Source organism: Streptomyces sp. SID3212, assembly GCF_009865405.1.
Lineage (GTDB): Bacteria > Actinomycetota > Actinomycetes > Streptomycetales > Streptomycetaceae > Streptomyces.
This window is the reverse complement of record NZ_WWJY01000631.1, coordinates 1-1,384: the sequence shown is the minus strand read 5'-3', so window position 1 is coordinate 1,384 and position 1,384 is coordinate 1. Positions and strand designations below refer to the sequence as shown.

General features: G+C 74.0%; 1 protein-coding gene and 1 pseudogene. Both read right to left on the bottom strand.

The annotated features are described in order from the left end of the window. Positions 1-216, bottom strand: a pseudogene (locus tag GT042_RS18865) (hypothetical protein); the annotation flags it as partial. After that, the gene (locus GT042_RS18860; RefSeq protein WP_161309895.1) at positions 213-1,340 is read right to left on the bottom strand and encodes an LLM class flavin-dependent oxidoreductase; all 1,128 of its coding nucleotides are present in this window, start codon (positions 1,338-1,340) and stop codon (positions 213-215) included. The pseudogene GT042_RS18865 and the gene GT042_RS18860, both read right to left, overlap by 4 nt. Between the last annotated feature and the right edge of the window lie 44 nt (positions 1,341-1,384).

Genomic DNA, 1,384 nt, shown 5'->3' with positions numbered 1-1,384 from the left:
GACGTCCTCGGCCCGGTCGGCGGGCGTGGTGGGGAGCGCGTGGACCCGGTACCCGTCGGCGGCGAGCCGGCGCCCGAACCGCTCGTAGACCAGCGGGTGTTCGCCCCGGCCCGGCAGGACGAACAGCGTGCCGCGCGGGGCGATCCCTTCGGGCGGGTGCCAACTGCGCGCGGGCGTACGGGTGCTGAGGGCCGGGGCACTGAACAGGTAGGTCATCGGGCGCTTCCGGCGGGGGCGAGAGCGGGTTCGGCCGCCTCCGCGGCTGTGGCCGCCTTGCGGTGGGCGAGTTCCTGGCGAACGAGCGGGAGCAGGTGGCGGCCGTAGTCGATGGCGTCGTCCAGCGGGTCGTACCCCCGGATGAGCAGGGTCGTCACCCCGATGTCCACGTAGTCGAGCAGGGCCTGGGCCACGGTCTCCGGAGTGCCCACGAGCGCCGTGGTGTTGCCTCCCGCGCCGGTCGCGGAGGCGGTCGGCGTCCAGAGCGCGCGGTCGTGCAGATCGCCCTTCGCGGCGGCGGCGAGAAGCCGCTGCGAGCCGGTGTTCTGGGGTCCTTCGGGGCCCTGGTGACGGCGGGCCTGGGCGAAGAAGGGCTTGCCCGCCCCGGACTTGATGGTGTCCAGGATGTGATGGGCGCGTTCCCAGGCGAGTTCCTCGGTGGGCGCGAGGATCGGGCGGAACGAGACGCTGATTCCCGGGAGTTCGGCGCGGCCCGCCGCGACGGCCGCCGCGCGGACGGACGCGATCTGCTCGGCCGTCTCGGCGAGCGGCTCGCCCCAGAGCGCGAAGGTGTCGGCGTGCTTGCCGCCCACGCGGTACGCGGCCTCGGAGGAACCGCCGAAGTAGAGCGGGATACCGGACGCGTGGACGGGCAGGACCTCGGAGCCGTAGTCCTCGAAGCGGTAGTGGCGGCCCTGGTGGCTGAACGGCTCGCCGGAGGACCAGGCGCGGCGCAGGACGGTGAGGTATTCGTCGGTGCGGTCGTACCGCTCCTCCTTGTCCAGGTAGTCGCCGTCCCTGCGCTGCTCGATGTCGTGGCCGCCGGTGATGGTGTGCACGGCGACCCGGCCGCCGGTGAACTGGTCGAGGGTGGCGAAGCTGCGGGCGGCGAGCGTCGGCGCGATGAAGCCGGGGCGGTGGGCGACCAGCAGGCCGAGCCGTTCCGTGTGCGCGGCGACGTACGCGGCGACCTGGGCGCCGTCGGGCCTCCCCGAGCTGTAGCCGATGAGGATCCGGTCGAATCCGGCGTCCTCGTGGGCCCGGGCGAAGCGGGCGGTGTACGCCCGGTCGATCTGGGGGCCGCTGGGCGGCCTGGTCTCCGAGGCGTCCTGCGTACCGATCATGCCGATGAACTCGACGGAGTGGGGGGCGCGGGCGACGGGGGCGG

Coding starts and splice junctions, on each gene's coding strand:
- GT042_RS18860 (WP_161309895.1), bottom strand. CDS start 1,340: ATGATCGGTACGCAGGACGCCTCGGAGACCAGGCCGCCCAGCGGCCCC.